Below are 21,649 nucleotides of genomic sequence, written 5' to 3'. Positions count from 1 at the left end.
CCGGGGGTCGTGATCAAACACCTGTTCGAGCGTGTCGCGGACGTGTCGTGCCGGGACGGGCGGCGCTCCTTGCGCGCACACCCGACCGGCGCCCCCCGACCGGCGCCCCCGACCGACGCCCCCGACCGACGCCCCCGACCGGCCCCGCCCCCGACCGGCGCCGCGGGGGCGTTGTCGGTGGTCGGTGCTGGAGTCGTGCCCGTCGCGGAGGGTGCGGCCCTGGACGGGTCGCGCCGACGCTGGTAGACATCGCACAGACGTTCGATCGAAAGCGCGTTCGAGCCGCAGCCGCGGACGGGCGCACCGCCCCTCGACCCGCACGCCGCCGCCCCGGACCCTGCTCGACACGGGCCGCGGCCACCGACCCGGAGGTCCTCATGAGCGTCCTCGTCCTGCAGCCGTCGTTCGCGGGCGGGGCCCGTCGCCGCCACCTCGCGCTCGTGCCCGCCGGTGGGGCCGGCCGCCGGTCGCGTCCCGGACCGTCCCCGCACGGGGAGTGCGGACCGGCGGTGGCGCCCCTCGCGCTCGTCGGGGACGGGGTGCCGCGCCGCGTGCGCGCGGTCCCCTTCCCGGCGGCGGAGGACGCCGCCGCCGCGCACGCCCCCGGCGGCGAGGGCGGGCGGCTGCACGTCACGCGGCGGGGTCGCCTCGCCCTGACGGTGAGCACGCTCCTGCTCGCGGGAGGCGTCCTCCTCCTGGCCGTCGGCGCCGCCTCGGTCCCGTCGCCGGCGGCGGCGGCGCGCGCGTCCGTGCCGGACCCCGGCGTCGTGGCGACGACGGCCGAGGTCGTCGTGCTGCCCGGGGACACGCTCTGGTCCCTCGCCGACGAGGTGGCGGCCCCCGGGGAGGACGTGCGCGACGTCGTCCTGGAGATCGAGGAGCTCAACGGCCTCACGTCGGCGGACGTGGCGGTGGGGGACCGGCTGCTCGTGCCCTCCTGAGGGCAGGGCGGCGACCCGGGTCGCGGCTCCCCGCCCCGGGGCGGCAGGGCTGCGGTCGGCGGTCCCCGCCCGGTGGTGCCCGGCTCGTGGGGCCGGGCCCCGGGGCGGGGGCTCCTCTGCCAGAGTGCCGACGCCCAGCGCCAGCACCGCCGTGGGGCGCGGTCCCGGTCGCGCCCCGCGGCCTCCCCGTGGAGGACCGCATGAGCAGGACCGGACCCGAGACGGCCGCCACGGCCGGCGAGCAGCCGACGACCGGGCGGCTCGACCGCTACTTCGGTGTCACGGCGCGGGGCTCGACGGTCGGTCGCGAGGTGCGCGGGGGCCTCGTGACCTTCGTGGCGATGGCGTACATCGTCGTCCTCAACCCGCTGATCATCGGCACGGTCCCGGACTCGACGGGCACCTACCTGGGCGGTGGCGACGCCCCCGACCTGCCGGCGGTCGCCGCGGTCACGGCCCTGGTCGCCGCGGTCATGACCGTGCTCATGGGTCTGCTGGGGCGCTTCCCGATCGGCCTCGCGGCGGGGCTGGGGCTCAACGCCTTCGTCGCCTACGGGGTGGCGAGCCTGCCGGGGATGACGTGGCCGGCGGCCATGGGGCTCGTCGTCGTCGAGGGCCTGGTGATCCTGGTGCTCGTCCTGACGGGGTTCCGCCGAGCGGTCCTCCGGGCCGTGCCGGGTCAGCTGAAGACCGCGATCAGCGTGGGGATCGGTCTCTTCCTCACGCTCGTCGGCCTCGTGAACGCCGGCTTCGTCCGGCCGCCGGAGGGCGGTGGGACGCCCCTCGAGCTCGGCGTCGGAGGGTCCCTGCGCGGCTGGCCGACCGTCGTCTTCGTCGTGGGGCTGCTGCTCACGGTGGTCCTCGTGGCGCGCCGCGTGCGGGGGGCGCTGCTCATCGGCGTCGTCGTCGCGACCGCGCTCGCCCTGGCCCTGCAGGCCGCCTTCGACATCGGGCCGCAGGTCGGGGGGGACACGCCGAACCCCACCGGCTTCAGCCTGTCGGTGCCCTCGGTGCCCGCGGACTGGCTGTCCTGGCCGGACCTGTCCCTGCTCGGGGCCTTCAGCCTGGTCGGCGGCGTGGCGGCCCTCGGCGTCGTCACCGCCGCGCTGGTCGTCTTCACGCTCGTCGTCGCCGACTTCTTCGACACGATGGGGACGATGGTCGCGGTCGGTGCGGAGGGGGGCCTGCTCGACGAGGAGGGCAACCCGCTCGGCAGCCAGCGCATCCTGCTCGTCGACTCGCTCGCCACGGTGGCCGGCGGGGCGGCCAGCGCCTCCAGCGCCACGAGCTTCGTCGAGTCCGCGGCGGGCGTGGGGGACGGTGCGCGCACCGGGCTCGCGAGCGTGGTCACGGGGCTGGGGTTCCTCGTCGCGGTCTTCGCCGCCCCGCTGGTGGCGCTCGTGCCCTACGAGGCCGCGAGCCCGGCACTCGTGGTCGTCGGCTTCCTGATGATGAGCCAGATCACGAAGATCCGCTGGGACGACCTGGGCATCGCCCTGCCGGCCTTCCTCACCGTCGTCCTCATGCCGTTCAGCTACTCGATCACCGTCGGCATCGGGGCCGGCTTCATCACCTACGTCCTCCTGGCCGTCGTCGGCGGTCGCGCCAGGACCGTCCACCCCCTGCTGTGGGTCGTCGCGGCGACGTTCGTCCTGTACTTCACGATCGGTCCCGTGCAGGACCTCCTCACCCGCTGACCCGCGCACGCCGTCCCACGGGAGCCTCGGCGGAGGCCGCCGGCCGTTGTCGGTGGTCGGCCCCACCCTGGGCGGCGTGGTCCTCACGAACGCCGGCGCAGCCCGGGGCGGACGGGGCGTCACCACGTCCGGGGACCCGCCGGGTCCTTGCGGAAGACCGACGTGCGGCCTACCGTTCACCCCAACATCTGGTAGTTGCACGGCTGTGGTTCGTCCACAGGTTGTGGATGCCCAGGTCGAACGATCCACACCCTGTGGAGCGGCCGCCGAGGCGCCCGCAGCCGGTGGGTGCCCTGTCGTCGTGCCGCCCGCGAGGGGAGAGCCCGTGCACTGCCCGTTCTGCCGTCATCCCGACTCCCGCGTCGTCGACTCGCGCGCGACCGACGACGGCACCGCCATCCGCCGCAGGCGCCAGTGCCCGAGCTGCGGGCGCCGGTTCACGACCATGGAGGCCGCGAGCCTCACGGTGGTCAAGCGCTCCGGCACGACCGAGCCGTTCAGCCGGGAGAAGGTCCTCACGGGCGTGCGCAAGGCGTGCCAGGGGCGGCCGGTGACGGAGGACCGCCTCGCGCTGCTCGCGCAGCAGGTCGAGGAGACGGTCCGCACGTCGGGGACGGCGGAGGTCGAGGCCCACGAGGTCGGCGTCGCCGTCCTCGCACCGCTGCGGGAGCTCGACGAGGTGGCGTACCTGCGTTTCGCGTCCGTCTACCAGGCCTTCGACTCCCTGGACGACTTCGAGACGGCGATCACCCTCCTGCGGGCCGAGCGCGAGACCGCTGCGTCCCCGGGGGCCGACGCGCCGCTGCTGCACCCCTGACCCACCCGCCGTGCGCCGCCCGTGCCGCGCGGCGGCTCGTGGCACCCGACCGACCCGGCACGACCGCCCGACATGAGAACCACCAGTGGAAGAGGCACCCATGACCGAGACGACGCCGCGCCCCCGCTCCGCGGGCAAGGGACAGGGCAAGAGCAAGGGCCTGAAGGTCGAGCGGCTCTTCACGACCGCCGGCACGCACCCCTACGACGAGGTGGAGTGGGAGCGCCGCGACGTCGTCCAGACGAACTGGCGCACCGGCGCGACGATCTTCGAGCAGCGGGGCGTCGAGTACCCGGCCTCCTGGAGCGCCAACGCCTCCACGATCGTCACGACGAAGTACTTCCGCGGCGCCCTGGGCAGCGACACCCGTGAGACGTCGCTGCGGCAGCTCGTCGACCGCGTCGTGCTCACCTACGGGCGTGCGGGCCGCGACCACGGCTACTTCGCGAGCGAGGCGGACGCCGAGGTCTTCGAGCACGAGCTCACGTGGATGCTGCTGCACCAGGTCTTCTCGTTCAACAGCCCCGTGTGGTTCAACGTGGGTACCTCGAGCCCGCAGCAGGTCTCGGCCTGCTTCATCCTGTCCGTCGACGACTCGATGGACTCGATCCTCAACTGGTACCGCGAGGAGGGGATGATCTTCAAGGGCGGCTCCGGCGCGGGTCTCAACCTCTCGCGGATCCGTTCCTCGAAGGAGCTCCTGCGCGGCTCCGGCGGGACGGCGTCCGGACCCGTCTCCTTCATGCGCGGCGCGGACGCCTCGGCCGGGACCATCAAGTCCGGCGGGGCCACCCGGCGCGCGGCGAAGATGGTCGTCCTGGACGTCGACCACCCCGACATCGCGGAGTTCGTGCAGACGAAGGCGCGCGAGGAGGACAAGATCCGCGCGCTGCGGGACGCCGGTTTCGACATGGACCTGGGTGGCGAGGACATCACCTCCGTCCAGTACCAGAACGCCAACAACTCGGTGCGGGTCAGCGACGAGTTCATGCGGGCGGTGGAGGACGGCACCTCCTTCGGCCTGCGTGCCCGGACGACCGGCGAGGTGGTCGAGGAGGTGGACGCCCGCGAGCTCTGGTCCTCCATCGCCACGGCTGCGTGGGAGTGCGCCGACCCGGGCCTGCAGTACGACGACACGATCAACGACTGGCACACGTCGCCGGAGTCGGGGCGCATCAACGCCTCGAACCCGTGCTCGGAGTACATGCACCTCGACAACTCGAGCTGCAACCTGGCGAGCCTCAACCTGCTGACGTTCCTGCGCGAGGACGGCTCCTTCGACGCCGAGCGGTTCGCCCGGTCGGTCGAGCTCGTCATCACGGCGATGGACATCTCGATCTGCTTCGCGGACTTCCCGACGCAGGCCATCGGGGAGACGACGCGCGCCTACCGCCAGCTCGGCATCGGGTACGCCAACCTCGGGGCGCTGCTCATGGCCTCCGGGCTGGCCTACGACTCCGACGGCGGGCGCGCCCTCGCGGCGTCGATCACCTCGCTCATGACGGGGGCCGCCTACAAGCGCTCCGCCGAGCTCGCCGGCGTGGTCGGCCCCTACGACGGCTACGCCCGCAACGCCGAGGGGCACGCGCGGATCATGCGCAAGCACGCCGCGGCGAACGACGAGATCCGCACGCTGCACGGCACCGACGCCGACGTGCACCGCCTCGCCACGCGCACCTGGGCGGAGGGCAACGACATCGGCGCCCGGAACGGCTGGCGCAACAGCCAGGCGAGCGTCCTGGCGCCCACCGGGACCATCGGCTTCATGATGGACTGCGACACCACGGGGATCGAGCCGGACTTCTCGCTCGTGAAGTTCAAGAAGCTGGTCGGCGGCGGGTCGATGCAGATCGTCAACCAGACCATCCCGCGGGCGCTGCGGGCCTTCGGCTACGCCGAGGAGACGGTCGAGGCGATCGTCGAGCACATCGCCCAGCACGGCAGCGTCGTCGACGCCCCGGGGCTCCGGCCGGAGCACTACGAGGTCTTCGACTGCGCCATCGGGGAGCGGGCCATCCGTCCCATGGGGCACATCCGGATGATGGCCGCGTGCCAGCCGTTCCTGTCCGGCGCGATCTCGAAGACCGTGAACCTGCCCGAGACGGCGACGGTCGAGGAGGTCCAGGACGCCTACTTCCAGTCCTGGAAGCTGGGGCTGAAGGCCGTCGCGCTGTACCGCGACAACTGCAAGGTCGGCCAGCCGCTCGGCGACGGTAAGGCGGCCAAGAGCACGCAGGCGGAGCCTGCGGCGCCGGTCGTGGAGTACCGGCCGACCCGCCGCCGTCTGCCGAAGTCGCGCCCGTCCATCACGACGTCCTTCTCCGTGGGCGGGGCCGAGGGGTACCTGACGGCGGGCTCCTACCCCGACGCCGGCCTCGGCGAGGTGTTCCTCAAGCTGGGCAAGCAGGGGTCGACGCTGGCGGGCGTCATGGACGCCTTCTCCATCGCCATCTCGGTGGCGCTGCAGTACGGCGTCCCGCTGGAGACCTACGTCGAGAAGTTCACCAACATGCGCTTCGAGCCGGCGGGCCTGACGGACGACCCGGACGTGCGGATGAGCCAGTCGGTCATGGACTACATGTTCCGGCGCCTCGCCCTGGACCACCTGCCCTTCGAGACGCGCTCCGCCCTCGGCATCCACACGGCCGAGGAGCGCGCCCGTCAGCTCGACACCGGCTCCTACGCGCCCACCGACGACCAGGACGACTTCGACGCCGTCTCGCACTCGGTGGACACCAAGGTCGCGGACGCCGCTCCTGCGTCCCGGCTGCCGCACGAGGTGGCCGACTCCGGCGCCGGTGCGGCCACGGCGCGGAAGGCACCGGTCGAGGTGCACTCCTCGAGCGAGCTCATGGAGTCCCTCGGCACCGCGACGGACGCGCCGATGTGCTTCACCTGCGGCACCAAGATGCGCCCCGCGGGGAGCTGCTACGTCTGCGAGGGCTGCGGCAGCACCTCCGGCTGCAGCTGAGCCGTCCCGTCACCGCAGCCCCCGGCTCCTCCACGGAGGGGCTGGGGTGCGGTGCGTCGGAGGCGAGACACGTCCAGGACGTCGTGGGGGACGCCCTGCGGCCCCGGGCCCGCCGGCTCCACGGCTGCCCCGGGGGATCAGCCCCCGCGCTCCCTGCCGTGGTCGGACGTGAGCGGGGCGACGAGGAGGAGGCCGGGAGAGGTGGGGACCACGGTGGGTCGTCCGGCGCGAGCGGTCGCCGGCGCCCGCTTCGTCGGCGCGGCCCTGGTCTTCGCGCTCGTGATGGCCGGCGCGACGCTGCCCACCCCGCTCTACCAGCGGTACGCCGAGCGTCTCGGCTTCGGGCCTCTCGTGCAGACCTCGCTCTTCGCGACGTACGCGGTCGGCGTGCTGGTGGCCCTCGTCGTCCTCGGCGAGCTGTCCGACCGCGTCGGTCGGCGCCCGGTGCTGGGGCTGGGCCTGCTCGCCGCCGCGGCGAGCGCGGGCTGCTTCCTGCTCGCGGACGGGCTGACCCTCCTCGTGCTGGGACGCGTGCTCTCCGGGCTGTCCGCCGGGATCTTCACCGGGGCGGCGACGGCCGCGGTCGTCGAGGTCGCCCCGGCGACGTGGTCGCGCGGCGCCACGGCGACGGCCACGTCCGTCAACGTGCTCGGCCTGGGGCTCGGCCCGGTGGTCTCCGCCGCCGTGGCCCAGGCCTGGTCCGCACCGCTGCGGGCGCCCTACCTCGTCCACCTGCTGCTGCTCGTGCCCGCCGCGCTGCTGACCTGGTGGCAGCCCGAGACGTCCGGCTCCCGGCGCCGCGAGGCGGCGGGGGACGGCCCGCCGGGCCGCGCACCGCTCGCCGCGTGGCGACCGCACCTCCTGCGGCCGACGGTGCCGCCGGAGGTCCGGCGCAGCTTCGTCCCCGCCGCCGTCGCCGGGTTCGCAGGCTTCGCCGTGTTCGGGCTCTTCACCGCGGTGGCGCCGGGTCTGCTGCGCGAGGCCCTCGGGGTGGCGGACGTCGTGGCGGCGAGCGCCGTCGTCGGCGTGCCCTTCCTCGCCTCGGTCGTCGCGCAGGTCCTCACGTCGGGCGCGTCCACCCGGCGCGCCCTCCCGGCAGGGTGCGCGGTCCTCGTCCTCGGGGCGGCGCTGCTGGTCCTCGGCCTGCTCACCCGCACGCTCACGGTCTTCGTCGTCGCCGCCGCGGTGCTGGGGGCAGGCCACGGCACGGCGTTCCGGGCGGGCGTGGCCTCGGTCCGCGCCGGCAGCCCGCAGGGCCGGACGGGGGAGGTCGTCTCGACGCTCTTCGTCGTCCTGTACGTCGCCATCTCGCTGCCCGTCGTCGCCGTCGGGGGGCTGTCGCTGGCGACCGGGCTCCCCGGGGCGGCGGAGGTCCTCGGGGTCGGCGTCGGCGTGCTGGCCGCCGTGGCGCTCGTGGTGCTCCTGCGTCGGCCCGTCGACGACTGAGCCCACCGCCAGGACGCCGGTCGAGGCCGGCGCGGCGGACCAGCGGTCCGGCGTCGCTCGGGAGGCGCGGGTGCCGCGGCCCGCCGACCGCGCGGGAGACCGGCTCGACCGTCCGCGCCCTCCTCGTCGGCGAGGACGCCCCCTGCGCCCGAGCCGGTGGCGGTCACGACGGCCCGTCCCGGACCGGTCCCGCCGTGATCTCGCCCACGGCCTCCACCCGGACGGGGACGCCGTCGACCTCCGCGGGCAGGTCGGGACGGTCTTCCTCGGTGACGACGCTCACGCGCACCGCGTACGCGCTGCGCCAGCGCACGACGCCGACGCCGTTGACCCGGCCGTCGCCGGCGAGCACCCCGGCCAGCCGGGACTTCGCCGCCGAGGCGGCCTCGCGGGACGCCCGGCCCGCGTCCTCCGGTGCTGCCGTCATGACGGAAGTGTGCTCCGCCGGGGCCTGGCCCTCAGCGCGGACGACGACGGTGGGCCGGCCCGTGCCGCCGCGCCGCGCCGTTCAGGTCAGCAGCCGCACGCCGAGCGCCGAGAGCACGGCGTCGACGGGGTTGCAGAAGGTGAGGCCGCTGCCCTCCGGTCCTCCGCGCTCGGAGCCCGCGAAGAGCAGGCCCACCGCTGCGCCGGTGGCCGGGTCGTACACGAGGGACCCGCTGTCGCCGCCGGCGCTGAAGGCGCCGTCGGTACCCGACACCTCGACCTGGTCGTCGAACGTGAGGACGCCGGCGGGGTAGCCGACGGCGACGCCGTCGAGCTCCACGGCGGTGACGACGCCGCGGGTGAGCCCCGTCGTCCGCCCGACCTTCTCCACGACCAGCTGGTCGTCGGCGAGCGCCGTCGCCGTGATCGCCCCGACCGGGTAGGTGGCGTCGACCTCGACGTCGTCCGCGAGGACGGCGACCGCGGCGTCCACGGCGTTCGGCGTCGCGACCTGCAGCGGCGCCGCCGCGGTGAGCCGGCCGACGGCGTCCTGCGCCGTCCCGCCGTCGGCCGGCCCGGGCTGCAGGACCCCCGAGCCGATGGCCGCGCGGTCGGAGTCGGCGAGGACGTGGTTGTCGGACAGCACGTACGTGCGGGGGTCCCCCTCACGTCGGACGAAGGCGCCGAGCGTGCCGGCCGTCACCGCCTCCTGGGCGATCGACAGGCCGGGGCGCAGCGGGCGCTCGCGGCGCCGGAGCGTCTCGGCCGCCCATCGACCGTCGGCCTGCGGTGCCGGCCGCAGGGGGATCACCCGCTCGGCACCGCCGACGAGCCGCGGCGCGGTGGGTCCCTCGCCGACGAGCGCCCGCACCACCCCGATGTCGACCACGTCGGCGTCCTCGCCGGCGAGCTCGACCGCCCGCGCGCCCACCGCGGCCCCGGCGGTGCCGTCGTGGCGCACGGCGAGGCCGAACCGGCCGCCGCCGTAGACGCGGACGCCGACGACGAGGGCGCCGGACGGCGCCTCGAGCGCCTCCGTCGCCTGCGTGCCGGCCGTCCGCACCAGCTCCCGCTTGACCTCACGTGCCGCCTGGATGTCCACGGGCCCTCCCCTGCGCGTCCGACCCGCGCCGCCCCGGCGGCGGCCGCGACGACGGTCGTCCGAGAGGCAGTGTGGGCCCCGGCACCGACAGCCGGGGCCGTCGGTGGCGCTGCCGGTCGGACCACCGCGCGGCGGCGCCGAGCGGGCGCCGGCGGCACGCGCGCGCGAGCGGTGAACCATTCCTCCGGCCCGGGAGAAAGGTGAGGATGGCCTTTCCTCGGTGCAGCGCGCGGCATTCTTGGAAAGGCTTCCCTTCGGTGCGCGCCGTGTGGTCCCGGTCTACTGTCGCCGCACGCCGAGGGCCGCGACGGGCGGCCGCCCCACCGGAGGAGACGCCATGTCCCTGCTCGAGATGCCCCAGGTCAGCGAGTGCGCCGTCGACGGCTGCGCCTTCAACCACGACGGGTGCCACGCCCCCGCCATCACGGTGCGCAGCGAGCACGGGACCGCCGGCTGCGGCACCTTCTTCGACATCAGCACGAAGGGCGGTCTCGACCGGGTCGTGGGTCAGGTCGGGGCGTGCGAGCGCACCGACTGCACCTCCAACAAGGACCTCACCTGCACGGCCGGCTCCGTGCGGGTGGGTCCGGGGCACGACGTCCAGGCGAACTGCCTCACGTACTCGACGACCTGAGACGGGTCGGCACGACGAGGACCCCCGCGCCACGGCGCGGGGGTCCTCGTCGTGCCGGCGACGGTCAGTGCGGCAGCGGCAGCTCGAACCACACGGCCTTGCCGCCGCGGACGGTCCGCGTCCCCCAGCGGCTGCTGAGCGCCTCGACCAGCACGAGCCCGCGACCGCCGGCGGCGTCCAGCCGGGGCACGCGCACGGCGGGGGCGGCGCTCGAGTGGTCGGTGACCTCGACGACCACGAGGGAGCGTTCCACGGTCACCCGGACGACGACGTCGCCACGGGCGTGCAGGACGGCGTTCGTCGTGAGCTCGCTGGTCAGCAGGACCGCCGTCTCGACGACCGGTCCGGGTGCCACCGGCGTGAGCAGCCGGGCGACCAGCGCCCGTGCCGCGGACGCCCCGCGCGGGTGCGGCTCGAGGCGGAGCTCCGTCGAGCCCGGGCCGGCGCCGGGGTCCGTCGGCACGCTCTTCGCCTCGCTCACGCGCGCAGCCTAGGCGTCTCCTCGCCGTGGGCGGGGACCCGGAGCGGACGTGGAGGACGGTCCCGTCGCCCCCGGTCGTCCCGTGCTCCAGGAGGACGACGGAGGGTCGGTGGCCGACCCGCGCCCGCGGGCGCACGTCCCCCGCGGCGTACCGTCTGCGCGTGCCGACGCCGATGACGCCCGGACGGCTGCTGTCCCGTCCGTCCCTGGGGCGCACGACGGACCCGCGGCGGCCACGGGTTCCGGCGGTCACCGACGTGGAGGAGGCCGCCGCCCGGCTCGCCGACCTGGTGGGCGGTGGGGGAGCGGTCGTCCTGTCCGGGGCGGGCCTGTCCACCGACTCCGGCATCCCGGACTACCGCGGTCCGCAGGGGTCGCTGCGCCGGCACACGCCGATGACCTACCAGGCGTTCACCGGCCAGGGCGAGGACGGGCCGTCGGCCCGCCGCCGGTACTGGGCGCGCAGCCACGTCGGCTGGCGGGTCATCGCCCGGTCGCGGCCGAACGCCGGCCACCGCGCCGTCGCGGCCCTGGAGGCGGCGGGGCTGGTGCGGGGCACGATCACGCAGAACGTCGACGGGCTGCACCAGGCGGGCGGGGCCCGCGACGTCGTCGAGCTGCACGGCAGCCTGGACCGCGTCGTGTGCCTCTCGTGCCGCGACGTCTCGCCCCGCGAGCGCCTCGACGCCCGCCTCCGAGCGGCCAACCCTGGGTTCGCGGCGGAGCCGCCGGCGGGCGAGGTCAACCCCGACGGGGACGTGGACCTGCCGGAGGCGGCCGTCGGGCGCTTCGTGGTCGTGGTCTGCGAGCGGTGCGGCTCCGGCCCGCTCAAGCCCGACGTCGTCTTCTTCGGCGAGACGGTGCCGCGCCCGCGCGTCGACGAGAGCTTCGCGCGCGTGGACGCCGCCCGCAGCCTGGTGGTCCTCGGGTCGTCCCTGACCGTGATGTCCGGCTACCGCTTCGTGCTGCGCGCCCGCCGCAACGGCATCCCGGTCGCCGTGCTCACGGCGGGGGAGACGCGTGCCGACGCGACCGCCACCCTCCGCCTCGACGCGCCGCTGACACCCGTGCTCTCGCGGGTGGTCGACCTCGTCGGCTGAGGCCGCTCAGCCGACGCGCTCGTCGACGCCCGCGACGAGGCGCGTCGTCCGCGTGTCACCGTCGAAGCGCCGGACGCCGGTGACCTGCGCCTCGAGGGGGACGGGGGCACCGAGCGTCGCCAGGGCGTCGGCCACCTGCGGCCCGGTGAGCCCTCGCGCGAGCGTGACGTGCGGTGTCCAGGCGCCCGGCGCGAGGAGCTCCCCGGGACCGGGGCAGCGGGACGTGACCTCCGCGACCGCCGTGTGCAGCGCCAGCAGCGCCGGTGTCGCCACGAGCAGCCGCGCGAGGACGTGGCGCCGTCCGCCGAGGACGACCAGCGGTCCCACCAGGACGGGCAGCGGGAGGTCCGATGCCGCCGCGGCGAGCGGGACGTCCAGCCCTCCCGGCATCGCGTCGGCGACGGCGAGGGTCACGTGCGGCCGGTTGGTGGCGCCCGCGTGCCGCGCCTGGCTGGGGAGGTCCGCGTCGACGAGCCGATGCCACTGCGCGACCACGGCCCCCTCGGTCGCGGCGTCGAGGAGGAGCTCCGCCGTCTGCACCACGGGCTGATCGTGCCCGACGTGCCCGTCCGGGCCGTCACGGCCCCCGCGGCACGCCGAGGGCAGGTCGCCCGCCGGGCGCCGTGGTGCCCGGGCCGCCGGACGGCAGGGCAGGGCCGTGCGTGGCGCCTCCCGCTGCCGTCCGGGGGACGGACGTCGGCCGGGCTCAGTCCTCGTCGAGCGACTCGCCCTTGTGGACGGCCTCCTTGCCGGTCTTGTCGCTCTCGACGAGGTACTGGGGGTCGTCCTTGCTGGCGCGGACCGTGCGGCCCGCCTCCTCCGTGTCGTCCGTGATCTTCTTCTCGACGGTCCCGTGCACGGCGTTGCCGTGCGAGGACCAGGTGACGTCGTCACCCTTCTTGAGGTCGTCGGCCATGGGTCTGCTCCTGACGGTGGTGGGTGCTCCTGCGGGGCTGCCGCAGGCGGGTGAGCAGGGTCAGGGCTCGGGTCCGGCGACGTGCCGGAGGTCTGGGGCGCGTGCTCAGGCGGCGGCCAGCTCGCCGGCCAGGCGGGTCCCGAGCTCCGTCCCCGACAGCCACGCCTGCTCGAGGCCGGGCCTGGGGCCCCAGCCGTCCCCGCACACCCCGAGCCCGCCAGACGTCCAGGACGTCTCGGGTCGTCCGCCGTCGGGCCGGGCGAAGGTCCAGCGGTGGGCGCCGGACTCGACGGGTGCGGGGGAGCGTCCGCCGCCGAGGAGGTCCCCCAGCTCGGAGAGCACCGGCGCCACGGTCGCGGGCGGGTCGCCGAGGTGGTCGCGGGCGAGGCCGGGCGTGGAGTGCGCGACGAGGACGGCCGCGCCGTCCCCCCGTCGCCGTCCGTCGTCGGCGACGAACTCGACGGCCGGGGATCCCGCGACGAAGGCGCCGTCCATCTCGGGCCACCACCGCTGCGTCCAGCGCGCCCACACGGTGATGACCGGGGTCCACGCCCGCCCGCGCAGCTGCCCGGTCTCACGACCCAGCCCGCGCCCGAGGAGCCGCACCGCCTGGGGCTCGGGGAGGGCGAGCACCACGCCCCGGCACGGCGTCCCGTCGACGGTCAACCTCCCGTCGTCGCCGCGGTCGACCTGGCGGACGTCGCGGCGCCGCACGGCGACGCCCTCGTCGGCGAGCCGTGCGGCCATGTCCTCGGCGAGCGACCGCAGGCCCGCGGGTGCGGACCACCGCGTGGGCCCGGGCTTGGGCGTCGAGGTGGTCCGGCCCTGCTCGTCGCGGGAGAGCGCGAGGAAGGTGTCGGTCCAGGGACCGGCCAGCCCGTGCTCCCGCCAGGACTCCGCCACGGCGGCGAAGGAGGTCGCCCGGGGGACGAAGTAGGACGCCCCGACGTCGACGACGCGCTCGTCCCCACCACCGGCTTCGAGGCGCCGGAGGCCCAGCCGGCCACCGGGTCGGCGTCCGCGGTCGACGACGACGACCTCGGCCCCGGACGCCCGCAGGGCAGCGGCGCTCGCGAGACCGGAGATCCCGCCGCCCACGACCACGACGGTGCCCTCGTCCCAGGAGGGCGACCCGTCCGAGGACGGCTGGACGACTTCCGGTGCGCTGGTCGTGCTCATCTGCCCGACGCTAGGCGGGGCCGCCGAGGGCCGCCCGGCGGGCGCGCCCCCGGCGGCGCCCGTCACAGCCGGACGGTCTCGTTCTCGCCGCCGCTGAACCGCTGCCCGGTCGCCTTCGCCTTCACGAACGACAGGGCGGTGGTGACCTTGCTGCCCGGGGTGTCCCAGTACTCCGCGGAGTCCGCGTGCACCTTGAGCAGGACGAGCCCGGGGGTGCGGGGGCCGTCGGGGAACCACGCCCCGAGGCCGGGGTTCCACAGCTCCTCGGCCTTGGCGTCGTCCTTGACGACCTCGGCGTCGCCGGCGATCGACAACCACGCGTCCCCGTCGGCGAAGGCCACGTTCACGTGGGCGCCGTGACGGACCTGGGTCACCTTGGAGCTGTCGCCGTCGGCGGCGAACCACAGGTCGCCGTCGAACTCGACCTCCTGCACGGCCATGGGACGGCTGACGAGGCGACCGTCCTCGCCGGAGGTCGTGAGCATGCAGGTCTTCGCGTCCTTGACGAGCGCGGCGACCTTGGCCACGCCCTCGTCGCGGGGCTCGTCGGGGGTGGTGGGTCCGGGGGCCATGGGTCCTCCTGGGGCCGTCCCTCGGGACGGTGGTCGTCGGTGGGGTGCTGCCGGTCGGTGCGGGAGGGTTCAGCTGCCCTGACCGCGACCCGTCTTCCCCTGCAGGCGGTCGATCTCCTCGGACGCCTTCGCCTTCGAGAGGTCGTCGGGCAGCTGCTCACCGGCCTCCTGCGCCAGGGTGGACAGGTAGCTGCGCTGCGGGCCGGTCGCCGGCTCGCCGCCGGTGACCCAGGACTCCGGGTCCTTCTCGGCGTCGCTCGTCGCCGTGCCGGGCTCCTGGTCCGCGGGGCGGCCGTCGCCGTGCGCCCCGCGGTCGTCGGTCGCGGCCTCGCCGGTCTCCGGGTCCTGGGCGGGGGGGTGCTCGCTGGTGTCTTCGCTCATGTGTTCGACCCTAGGGCGAGGGTGCGACCGCGGCACGGCGAGGGCGCGCGGCATCCTCCGGCCGGCGTCGCGTCGGCACCCCGCTCAGCCCCGGCTGCGCCGCGTGCTGGCGTCGTTGGCCTTCTGCAGCGCCTCGACCAGCTCGTCCTTGCTCATGGACGAGCGCCCGTGGACGTCGAGACGGCGTGCCAGGTCCAGCAGGTGCTCCTTGCTCGCGTTCGCGTCGACCCCGCCTGCCGTGTCGCGGTCGGTCGCCAGCCCGCCCTCGGCCTGCGGGTCCGACGGGCCCTTCTCGTCCTTCGGCTCCCAGTGGTCGCCGACCTTCTCGTGCGTGTGCTTGAGCGCCGACCAGGCGACGCGGTTGGCACGCTCGCCGTCGCCGTAGGAGTCCTCGGCGGACCCCTTCGCCTTCGCGTAGGTGCGCTGCGCCTTCTCGTCCGAGCGCTCCAGCGTGCTCGGCAGGTCGACGTCGGGGACGTCGCCGTGGTCCTTCTCCGCCATGCTCGGCTCCGCTCTGCTCGGGTGCCCCCGCCCGCGTCGCCGCGGGCCCGGGGAGGTCACCGCCATCTTGCAGCGGCCGGGGCGAGGCAGCAGGGTGGCGGGCGTCGGCGCACGCCGGCGTCGACCGAGCCCGCGGGGTCGGCCGGGCGGCCCCGGACGGGACGTCGCCGGGACCGCGGGCGGCAGCAGGCGCACCCGCCCCACGAGGAGGACCCATGGCCGACTACTCGCTCCCCGATCTTCCGTACGACTACTCCGCGCTCGAGCCCGCGATCAGCGGCGAGATCATGGAGCTGCACCACTCCAAGCACCACCAGACGTACGTCACCGGCGCGAACACCGCGCTGGAGCAGCTGTCGGAGGCGCGCTCCACCGACTCCCTCGGGCCGGTGAACCTCTACGAGAAGAACCTGGCGTTCAACCTGGCCGGCCACGTCAACCACTCCGTGTTCTGGCCGAACATGAGCCCGGACGGCGGCGACAAGCCGGACGGCGAGCTCGGCAGCGCCGTCGACGAGCACTTCGGGTCCTTCGACGCCTTCCGCGCCCACTTCACCGCCAACGCGCTGGGCATCCAGGGCTCCGGCTGGTCGATCCTGGCCTGGGACTCCGTCGGGCAGAAGCTCCTCAACGTCCAGCTGTACGACCACCAGGGCAACCTCCCCGTCGGCCTCGTCCCGCTGCTCATGCTCGACATGTGGGAGCACGCCTTCTACCTGCAGTACCGCAACGTCAAGGCGGACTACGTGAAGGCGTGGTGGGACGTCGCCAACTGGGCGGACGTGACCGAGCGCTTCTCCCGCGCCCGCACCCAGACCTCGGGCCTGATCGTCCCGACGGCGCTCTGAGGAGGTCCGGCCGTCGCGGGCGACCGCACGGTCGGTCCTGACGGCCGCCGCGACCGGTGGCACCTCGCGGTGCCACCGGTCGCCGCTGTCCGGGTACCTCCTCCTGACCTGACGTGAGGGTGTGCCGGCCGGGGGCGCGGCGTAGCGTCGTCGGGGTGATCGAGGGGACGCGAGGCGGGCGAGGCCCGGAGCCAGGGTCACCCCCGTCGCCCGGGTCACCCGGGTCGCGAGTCACGTCGACGACGTGCGGGCGCCGACGCCAGGTCGACCGGGCCCATCGCCTCCGGGGGGCCTGAGCGGTGGGCCGGCTCGCCGAGCAGGACGAGGTCGTCGACGGTCCCCTGCGGCTCGTTCTCCTGGCGGACACGCACGTGCCGCGGCGGGCACGCGCACTGCCGGGCGCGGTGCTCGAGGCGCTCGCCGCCGCCGACCTCGTCGTGCACGCGGGGGACTGGGTCGAGGAGCGGGCGCTCGACGACCTGCTCGGGGCCACGGGCGACGACGTCCCGCTGCTCGCCTGCTGGGGCAACAACGACGGCGACGCCCTGCGTGCCCGCCTGCCCGAGGTCGGGCGCGCCCGGCTCGCCGGGCTGCGCGTCGAGGTCGTCCACGAGACCGGTGGCAGGTCGGGCCGCGAGCGCCGGTGCGAGGCGGCCCACCCGGCCGCGGACGTGCTGGTGTTCGGGCACAGCCACATCCCCTGGGACACGACGACACCCCGGGGGCTGCGGCTGCTGAACCCCGGCTCGCCGACCGACCGCCGGCGGCAGCCGCGGTGCACCTACCTCACCGTGACCGCCGCCGACGGCCGGCTGGACGACGTCGAGCTCCACGCGCTGCCGCTGCGACGCCCCTGACCCGACCCGGCCGCCGGGCCCAGCGCCTCAGCCGCCGGCGACCACCTCCGGGAGCGACTCCTCCTCGTCGGTCAGCAGCCGCGACCGGACGAGGAAGCGCACCCCTTCCGGGGCCTCGACGCTGAAGCCGGACCCGCGGCCCGGCACCACGTCGACCGTGAGGTGGGTGTGCCGCCAGTAGGCGTACTGCGACGCCGACATCCAGAACGGGGCGCCGTCGACCTCGCCCAGCAGGACGTCGCCGCTGCCGGTGAGGAAGTCCCCCATCGGGTAGCACATCGGCGAGGAGCCGTCGCAGCAGCCGCCGGACTGGTGGAACATCAGCGGGCCGTGCCGGTCGCGCAGGCGCTCCAGGAGCGCCGCCGCGGCCTCGGTGATGCCGACCCGGGCCGCCGGGGCGCCGGCCAGCTGCTGCACGTCCACCACCTGCGCCCCCCCGGCGGCCGGGTCGGCCGCCGGGGGCGCGCCCGCGGGGGCGCCGTCCGCCGGGGCGTCGGGCATCAGAAGAAGCCCAGCGCGTCGGGGGAGTAGGAGACGAGCAGGTTCTTCGTCTGCTGGTAGTGGTCGAGCATCATCTTGTGGTTCTCCCGGCCGATGCCCGAGGCCTTGTAGCCGCCGAAGGCGGCCCCGGCCGGGTACGCGTGGTAGTTGTTCACCCACACCCGACCGGCCTCGATGCCGCGGCCCAACCGGTAGGCGGCGGTGGTGTCCCGGCTCCACACCCCGGCCCCCAGCCCGTAGAGGGTGTCGTTGGCCAGGCGCAGGGCGTCGGCGTCGTCGGAGAACCGGGTCACCGAGAGCACGGGTCCGAAGATCTCCTCCTGGAAGACCCGCATCGAGTTGCTGCCCTCGAAGATCGTCGGCTCGACGTAGTAGCCGTCCTCGTAGCCCTCGACGGTGCGGCGCGATCCGCCGGTGCGCACCGTGGCGCCCTCCTCCCGGCCGATCTGGAGGTAGCTGAGGATCTTCTCCAGCTGGTCGTTGCTGGCCTGGGCGCCGAGCGCCGTCGAGGGGTCCAACGGGTCCCCGACCGTGATCGCCTCGACCCGGGCGGTCGCGCGCTCCATGAACTCGTCGTAGATCGACTCGTGGACGAGCGCCCGCGAGGGGCAGGTGCAGACCTCGCCCTGGTTGAGGGCGAACATGGCGAACCCCTCGAGCGCCTTGTCGAGGAAGGCGTCGTCGGCCGCCATGACGTCCGCGCGGAAGACGTTCGGGCTCTTCCCGCCGAGCTCGAGCGTCACGGGGATGATGTTCTGGCTGGCGTACTGCATGATCAGCCGGCCCGTCGTCGTCTCGCCCGTGAAGGCGATCTTCGCGATGCCGGAGTGCGACGCGAGCGGCTTGCCGGCCTCGACGCCGAACCCGTTGACGACGTTGAGCACGCCGTCGGGCAGCAGGTCCGCGACCAGCTCGACGACCTTGAGGATGGACGCGGGCGTCTGCTCGGCCGGCTTGAGGACGACGCAGTTGCCGGCGGCCAGCGCCGGCGCCAGCTTCCACGCGGCCATGAGGATCGGGAAGTTCCACGGGATGATCTGCCCGACGACACCCAGCGGCTCGTGGAAGTGGTAGGCGACGGTGTCCGCGTCGATCTCGCCGATCGAGCCCTCCTGGGCGCGGATCGCCCCGGCGAAGTAGCGGAAGTGGTCGACGGCCAGCGGCAGGTCGGCGGCCAGGGTCTCCCGCACGGGCTTCCCGTTCTCCCACGTCTCCAGCACGGCGAGCTCCTCGAGGTGCTGCTCGAGGCGGTCGGCGATGCGGAGCAGGAGGTTCGAGCGCTCCGTGACCGAGGTACGGCCCCACACCTGGGCCGCGCCGTGCGCCGCCGAGACGGCCAGGTCGACGTCGGCGGACGTGCCGCGGGCCACCTGCACGAACGGCTTCCCGTCGACCGGGGAGATGTCGTCGAAGTACTCCCCGTGCACGGGCGGCGTCCACTTGCCGCCGATGAAGTTCTCGTAGACCTCGGGCACGGAGACGATCGAGCCCTCGGCTCCCGGACGGGTGTAGGCCATGGCGTTCCCTCCAGCGTCGTGCGCGCCCGGCGTCGGTGCCGGGCGGCCGGACCGGACGCTAGGGACGCGGGGTTGGCCGGAGGTTGGTCGGCGCGCCGTGGTCGGACCCGTCGCGTCGGCCGAGCAGGTCGCCGACGACGAGGGGGTCGGCGTCGCGCAGCTGCCCGTAGCGCAGGGCGGTGGTGCGCTCACCCGCCGAGAGGACGGCCGCGCGCACCCCCGCGGCGAGCTCGGCCTCCAGCCGTCGCAGGGTCGGGGAGTCGGTGCCCCCCACGCCGCCGAGGACGGCGCCTCCCCAGGCCTCCACCGCACCGGCCGCGTCGTGGGCCGCGAGGCGCCGCCGGACGAGCTCGACGTCCGTGCTCACGGGGAGCAGGAGCCGGTAGGGGCGCGAGCCGACCCCGCCGCGCAGGAGCGTGCGCAGGTGGCTCACCTCGGCCTTGAGCGTCGAGCGGCTGACGGGGGCGTCGCCGTAGAGCGCGTCGTGGAGCGCGTCGGCGGACAGACCGCCGGGGGAGAGCGCCAGCAGCGCGAGGACCTCGAGCTGCCGCCGCGTCAGGCGCAGGTGCTCGCCGTCGAGGACGCACCGGCAGGTGCCGAGCAGGTCCAGGTGGAGGGCACGTGGGCCCGAGGCGACGGGGCGCGCGGCCGCGCTCGCGGCCACCTCGCGCGTGAGGAGGGCGGCCAGCGCCCGCGCCGTCGTCATCCCCAGCGGGTGCGAGCGCTCCCACGTCGTCGAGAGGTCGAGCACGCCGAGGGGCAGGCCGGTCGGGTCGAGGACGGGAGCGGCCCAGCACACCCATCCCTGGACGGCGGGCGCGTAGTGCTCCGCGGCCCACACGGTCGCCGGGGCGCGGACGCGCAGGGCCAGGTCGAGGGCGTTGGTGCCCACGCTGGACTCGTCCCACCGGCCGCCGGCGACGAAGTTGACCCGGGCGGCGCGGTCGCGCATCACCCGTCCGCCGCAGGTCCACAGGATCCGGGCGGCGGGATCGGTGACGGCGACGACGAGGTCCCCGTCGTCGGCGACGCGGCGCAGCTCGTCCCCGAGGACGTCGACGGCCCGCCGCAGGGGCGAGGCGTCCCACGTCGCCGCCGTGGCGGACTCGTCGGCGAGGGGCGCCGCGGCGAGGTCGTCGTCGACCGAGCGCAGGCTGCGGGTCCAGCTCGCCCGGATCACGTCGCGCACGGGGACGGCCCCGCGACCCGTCCCGGGGGGCTCGTGCACCAGCCGACCGCGCGCCCGCACCAGCTCCTCGCGCCGCTCGCGCGCGTCCTGCGCCGTGCTCACCCGGCACCTCCCGGCCCCCGCCCCGTCGCGGTCCGGCCACGGTACTGCGGCGGCCCGGTACGCGGGGGGCCCTGCGGGAGGACCGGTGCGCCGCTCGTCACACGACGAGCAGACGAACCGTCTCCGGCATCGCGCGCAGGGCGTCGACGACCTCCTGCGTCGCCCCGTCGGCGACGTCGGTGACGGCGTACCCGAAGGCGCCCCGGGTGGTGAGCAGCTGGCCGTCGACGTTGACGCCGTGCTCGGCGAGCACCCGGTTGACGGTCGCGAGGACGCCGGGCACGTTGCGGTGCAGGTGGGCCAGGCGCGCCGTCCCGGGGACGCGGTCGAGGGCCACGGCGGGCAGGTTGACCGACAGGCTCGTGCTGCCCGTGCGCAGGTAGTCGCGCAGCTTGGTGGCGACGAAGCGACCGATGTCCTCCTGCGCCTCCTCCGTCGACCCGCCGATGTGCGGGGTGAGGATCACGTTGGGCAGGCCCCGCAGCGGGGACGTGAACGCGTCGCCGCGCTTCTTGGGCTCCTCGGGGAAGACGTCCACGGCCGCGCCCGAGAGGTGACCGCTCGTGATCGACGCGGCGAGGGCGTCGTGGTCGAGCACGAAGCCGCGGGAGAGGTTGAGGAAGACGGCTCCCTCGCGCATCTGCGCGAGCTGCTCGGGCCCGAAGAAGCCGGCGTTGCCCGAGCGACCGTCGACGTGCAGTGTCACGACGTCGCTGTGGCGCAGGAGGCTCTCGAGGTCGGGCGCGCGCCGGGCGTTGCCGAGCGCCAGCTTCTCGGCCGTGTCGTAGTAGAGGACCGACATGCCGAGCGCCTCGGCGACGACGGACAGCTGGCTGCCGATGTTGCCGTAGCCGACGATCCCGAGCGTGCGCCCGCGGACCTCGTGGCTGCCCTCGGCCGACTTGTCCCACACCCCGGCGTGCAGCGTCCCGTCCTTCACGGTGAGCCGGCGGGTGAGGGCGATGATCTCCGCGATCGCCAGCTCGACGACGCTGCGGGTGTTCGAGAAGGGGGCGTTGAAGACGGCGACGCCGCGCGCGGCCGCCGCGTCGAGGTCGATCTGGTTGGTCCCGATGCAGAAGGCACCGACGGCCTGCAGCCCCGGGGCGCCGTCGAGGACCCGCTCGGTGACCTGCGTCTTGGACCGGATGCCGAGGACCGTCACGCCCTCGAGGGCCGCGACGAGCTCCTCCTCGTCCATGGCGCCGCCGTGCTCCACCGGGGTGACGCCGGAGCCGGCCAGGATCGTCGAGGCCTGGGGGTGCAGGTTCTCCAGCAGGAGCGCGCGGGCCATGCGCGGATCATCGCCGAGGCGCTCCGGTGCTCGGAGCACGGGTCCGGTCGGTGGACAGGGGGGGGCGCCCGCGTCGCGGTCGTCGTGCGCCGGTCGTCACGTCGCGGTCGTCACCGTGGTCGAGCGGACCCGGTCGTCCGCCCGGACGGCGCACGTCGAGGACGCGGGACCGCGTGG

At 75.2% G+C, this 21,649-nt stretch carries 22 protein-coding genes; 9 read left to right on the top strand and 13 right to left on the bottom strand.

Features of this window, described 5'->3' with window-relative positions:
- Positions 1–377: 377 nt before the first annotated feature.
- From WDZ17_RS07260 to WDZ17_RS07240, 5 genes are all read left to right on the top strand, one after another.
- Positions 378–941, top strand: coding sequence for a LysM peptidoglycan-binding domain-containing protein (locus WDZ17_RS07260; protein WP_339574477.1), 564 nt, complete (start codon positions 378–380; stop codon positions 939–941).
- 200 nt (positions 942–1,141) lie between these two features.
- On the top strand, positions 1,142–2,638 hold the full coding sequence (locus tag WDZ17_RS07255) for an NCS2 family permease (protein WP_339574476.1): 1,497 nt from the start codon (positions 1,142–1,144) through the stop codon (positions 2,636–2,638).
- A gap of 325 nt (positions 2,639–2,963) precedes the next feature.
- On the top strand, positions 2,964–3,455 hold the full coding sequence (nrdR, locus tag WDZ17_RS17455; protein WP_422631877.1) for a transcriptional regulator NrdR: 492 nt from the start codon (positions 2,964–2,966) through the stop codon (positions 3,453–3,455).
- Between the two features lie 100 nt (positions 3,456–3,555).
- The gene (locus WDZ17_RS07245) at positions 3,556–6,426 is read left to right on the top strand and encodes a vitamin B12-dependent ribonucleotide reductase (protein ID WP_339574474.1); all 2,871 of its coding nucleotides are present in this window, start codon (positions 3,556–3,558) and stop codon (positions 6,424–6,426) included.
- Positions 6,427–6,627: 201 nt separating this feature from the next.
- Positions 6,628–7,872 (top strand): MFS transporter, encoded by a 1,245-nt coding sequence (locus WDZ17_RS07240; RefSeq protein WP_339574473.1) that lies wholly within the window; start codon positions 6,628–6,630, stop codon positions 7,870–7,872.
- Positions 7,873–8,035: 163 nt separating this feature from the next.
- On the opposite strand, the gene WDZ17_RS07235 is transcribed toward WDZ17_RS07240, so the two are convergent.
- Together WDZ17_RS07235 and WDZ17_RS07230 are read right to left on the bottom strand one after the other, a co-directional pair.
- Complete coding sequence (locus WDZ17_RS07235; protein ID WP_339574472.1) at positions 8,036–8,299, bottom strand: hypothetical protein; 264 nt, start codon at positions 8,297–8,299, stop codon at positions 8,036–8,038.
- Positions 8,300–8,380: 81 nt separating this feature from the next.
- The gene (locus tag WDZ17_RS07230; RefSeq protein WP_339574471.1) at positions 8,381–9,400 is read right to left on the bottom strand and encodes a chymotrypsin family serine protease; all 1,020 of its coding nucleotides are present in this window, start codon (positions 9,398–9,400) and stop codon (positions 8,381–8,383) included.
- A gap of 337 nt (positions 9,401–9,737) precedes the next feature.
- Between WDZ17_RS07230 and WDZ17_RS07225 the strand changes: the two genes are divergently transcribed.
- Positions 9,738–10,034: a DUF1540 domain-containing protein gene (locus WDZ17_RS07225; RefSeq protein ID WP_339574470.1), complete on the top strand. Its 297-nt coding sequence runs from the start codon at positions 9,738–9,740 to the stop codon at positions 10,032–10,034.
- A 64-nt stretch (positions 10,035–10,098) separates the two neighbouring features.
- Here WDZ17_RS07225 and WDZ17_RS07220 read toward each other — a convergent pair whose 3' ends face one another.
- Entirely contained in the window at positions 10,099–10,515 is a 417-nt protein-coding gene (locus WDZ17_RS07220) for an ATP-binding protein (protein WP_339574469.1), read from the bottom strand.
- A gap of 188 nt (positions 10,516–10,703) precedes the next feature.
- Between WDZ17_RS07220 and WDZ17_RS07215 the strand changes: the two genes are divergently transcribed.
- The gene (locus WDZ17_RS07215; RefSeq protein ID WP_422631876.1) at positions 10,704–11,615 is read left to right on the top strand and encodes an NAD-dependent protein deacetylase; all 912 of its coding nucleotides are present in this window, start codon (positions 10,704–10,706) and stop codon (positions 11,613–11,615) included.
- A 6-nt stretch (positions 11,616–11,621) separates the two neighbouring features.
- Here the strand turns inward: WDZ17_RS07215 and WDZ17_RS07210 are convergent, their stop codons facing one another.
- The 6 genes from WDZ17_RS07210 to WDZ17_RS07185 form a co-directional block, all read right to left on the bottom strand.
- Positions 11,622–12,158, bottom strand: coding sequence for a 2'-5' RNA ligase family protein (locus tag WDZ17_RS07210; RefSeq protein ID WP_339574467.1), 537 nt, complete (start codon positions 12,156–12,158; stop codon positions 11,622–11,624).
- A 163-nt stretch (positions 12,159–12,321) separates the two neighbouring features.
- On the bottom strand, positions 12,322–12,531 hold the full coding sequence (locus WDZ17_RS07205; protein ID WP_339574466.1) for a hypervirulence associated TUDOR domain-containing protein: 210 nt from the start codon (positions 12,529–12,531) through the stop codon (positions 12,322–12,324).
- Between the two features lie 105 nt (positions 12,532–12,636).
- Entirely contained in the window at positions 12,637–13,710 is a 1,074-nt protein-coding gene (locus WDZ17_RS07200) for an NAD(P)-binding protein (RefSeq protein ID WP_339574465.1), read from the bottom strand.
- A 62-nt stretch (positions 13,711–13,772) separates the two neighbouring features.
- Positions 13,773–14,282, bottom strand: a complete 510-nt coding sequence (locus WDZ17_RS07195; protein WP_339574464.1) for a pyridoxamine 5'-phosphate oxidase family protein — start codon at positions 14,280–14,282, stop codon at positions 13,773–13,775.
- A gap of 69 nt (positions 14,283–14,351) precedes the next feature.
- Positions 14,352–14,663: a DUF3072 domain-containing protein gene (locus tag WDZ17_RS07190; protein WP_339574463.1), complete on the bottom strand. Its 312-nt coding sequence runs from the start codon at positions 14,661–14,663 to the stop codon at positions 14,352–14,354.
- Positions 14,664–14,747: 84 nt separating this feature from the next.
- Entirely contained in the window at positions 14,748–15,164 is a 417-nt protein-coding gene (locus WDZ17_RS07185) for a ChaB family protein (RefSeq protein WP_339574462.1), read from the bottom strand.
- A 215-nt stretch (positions 15,165–15,379) separates the two neighbouring features.
- On the opposite strand from WDZ17_RS07185, the gene WDZ17_RS07180 reads away from it, so the two are divergent.
- Together WDZ17_RS07180 and WDZ17_RS07175 are read left to right on the top strand one after the other, a co-directional pair.
- Entirely contained in the window at positions 15,380–16,012 is a 633-nt protein-coding gene (locus WDZ17_RS07180; RefSeq protein WP_339574461.1) for a superoxide dismutase, read from the top strand.
- Positions 16,013–16,353: 341 nt separating this feature from the next.
- Positions 16,354–16,869: a metallophosphoesterase family protein gene (locus WDZ17_RS07175; protein WP_422631875.1), complete on the top strand. Its 516-nt coding sequence runs from the start codon at positions 16,354–16,356 to the stop codon at positions 16,867–16,869.
- Between the two features lie 27 nt (positions 16,870–16,896).
- Here WDZ17_RS07175 and WDZ17_RS07170 read toward each other — a convergent pair whose 3' ends face one another.
- The 4 genes from WDZ17_RS07170 to serA form a co-directional block, all read right to left on the bottom strand.
- Complete coding sequence (locus WDZ17_RS07170) at positions 16,897–17,370, bottom strand: DUF779 domain-containing protein (protein WP_339574459.1); 474 nt, start codon at positions 17,368–17,370, stop codon at positions 16,897–16,899.
- On the bottom strand, positions 17,370–18,887 hold the full coding sequence (gene exaC, locus WDZ17_RS07165) for an acetaldehyde dehydrogenase ExaC (protein ID WP_339574458.1): 1,518 nt from the start codon (positions 18,885–18,887) through the stop codon (positions 17,370–17,372). Before exaC ends, WDZ17_RS07170 begins: the two co-directional genes overlap by 1 nt.
- A gap of 58 nt (positions 18,888–18,945) precedes the next feature.
- Positions 18,946–20,178 (bottom strand): sigma-54-dependent transcriptional regulator family protein, encoded by a 1,233-nt coding sequence (locus WDZ17_RS07160; protein WP_339574457.1) that lies wholly within the window; start codon positions 20,176–20,178, stop codon positions 18,946–18,948.
- 97 nt (positions 20,179–20,275) lie between these two features.
- Positions 20,276–21,472 carry a phosphoglycerate dehydrogenase gene (gene serA, locus WDZ17_RS07155; protein WP_339574456.1) on the bottom strand — a complete coding sequence of 399 codons (1,197 nt, stop codon included), beginning with the start codon at positions 21,470–21,472 and terminating at the stop codon, positions 20,276–20,278.
- Between the last annotated feature and the right edge of the window lie 177 nt (positions 21,473–21,649).

Source organism: Pseudokineococcus basanitobsidens, assembly GCF_037482545.1.
Lineage (GTDB): Bacteria > Actinomycetota > Actinomycetes > Actinomycetales > Quadrisphaeraceae > Pseudokineococcus > Pseudokineococcus basanitobsidens.
The sequence above is the reverse complement of the archived record's forward strand: the minus strand, read 5'-3'. Positions and strand labels throughout refer to the sequence as shown.

Coding starts and splice junctions, on each gene's coding strand:
- WDZ17_RS07260 (WP_339574477.1), top strand. CDS start 378: ATGAGCGTCCTCGTCCTGCAGCCGTCGTTCGCGGGCGGGGCCCGTCGC.
- WDZ17_RS07255 (WP_339574476.1), top strand. CDS start 1,142: ATGAGCAGGACCGGACCCGAGACGGCCGCCACGGCCGGCGAGCAGCCG.
- WDZ17_RS07245 (WP_339574474.1), top strand. CDS start 3,556: ATGACCGAGACGACGCCGCGCCCCCGCTCCGCGGGCAAGGGACAGGGC.
- WDZ17_RS07235 (WP_339574472.1), bottom strand. CDS start 8,299: ATGACGGCAGCACCGGAGGACGCGGGCCGGGCGTCCCGCGAGGCCGCC.
- WDZ17_RS07225 (WP_339574470.1), top strand. CDS start 9,738: ATGTCCCTGCTCGAGATGCCCCAGGTCAGCGAGTGCGCCGTCGACGGC.
- WDZ17_RS07205 (WP_339574466.1), bottom strand. CDS start 12,531: ATGGCCGACGACCTCAAGAAGGGTGACGACGTCACCTGGTCCTCGCAC.
- WDZ17_RS07200 (WP_339574465.1), bottom strand. CDS start 13,710: ATGAGCACGACCAGCGCACCGGAAGTCGTCCAGCCGTCCTCGGACGGG.
- WDZ17_RS07195 (WP_339574464.1), bottom strand. CDS start 14,282: ATGGCCCCCGGACCCACCACCCCCGACGAGCCCCGCGACGAGGGCGTG.
- WDZ17_RS07190 (WP_339574463.1), bottom strand. CDS start 14,663: ATGAGCGAAGACACCAGCGAGCACCCCCCCGCCCAGGACCCGGAGACC.
- WDZ17_RS07185 (WP_339574462.1), bottom strand. CDS start 15,164: ATGGCGGAGAAGGACCACGGCGACGTCCCCGACGTCGACCTGCCGAGC.
- WDZ17_RS07180 (WP_339574461.1), top strand. CDS start 15,380: ATGGCCGACTACTCGCTCCCCGATCTTCCGTACGACTACTCCGCGCTC.
- WDZ17_RS07170 (WP_339574459.1), bottom strand. CDS start 17,370: ATGCCCGACGCCCCGGCGGACGGCGCCCCCGCGGGCGCGCCCCCGGCG.
- exaC (WP_339574458.1), bottom strand. CDS start 18,887: ATGGCCTACACCCGTCCGGGAGCCGAGGGCTCGATCGTCTCCGTGCCC.
- serA (WP_339574456.1), bottom strand. CDS start 21,472: ATGGCCCGCGCGCTCCTGCTGGAGAACCTGCACCCCCAGGCCTCGACG.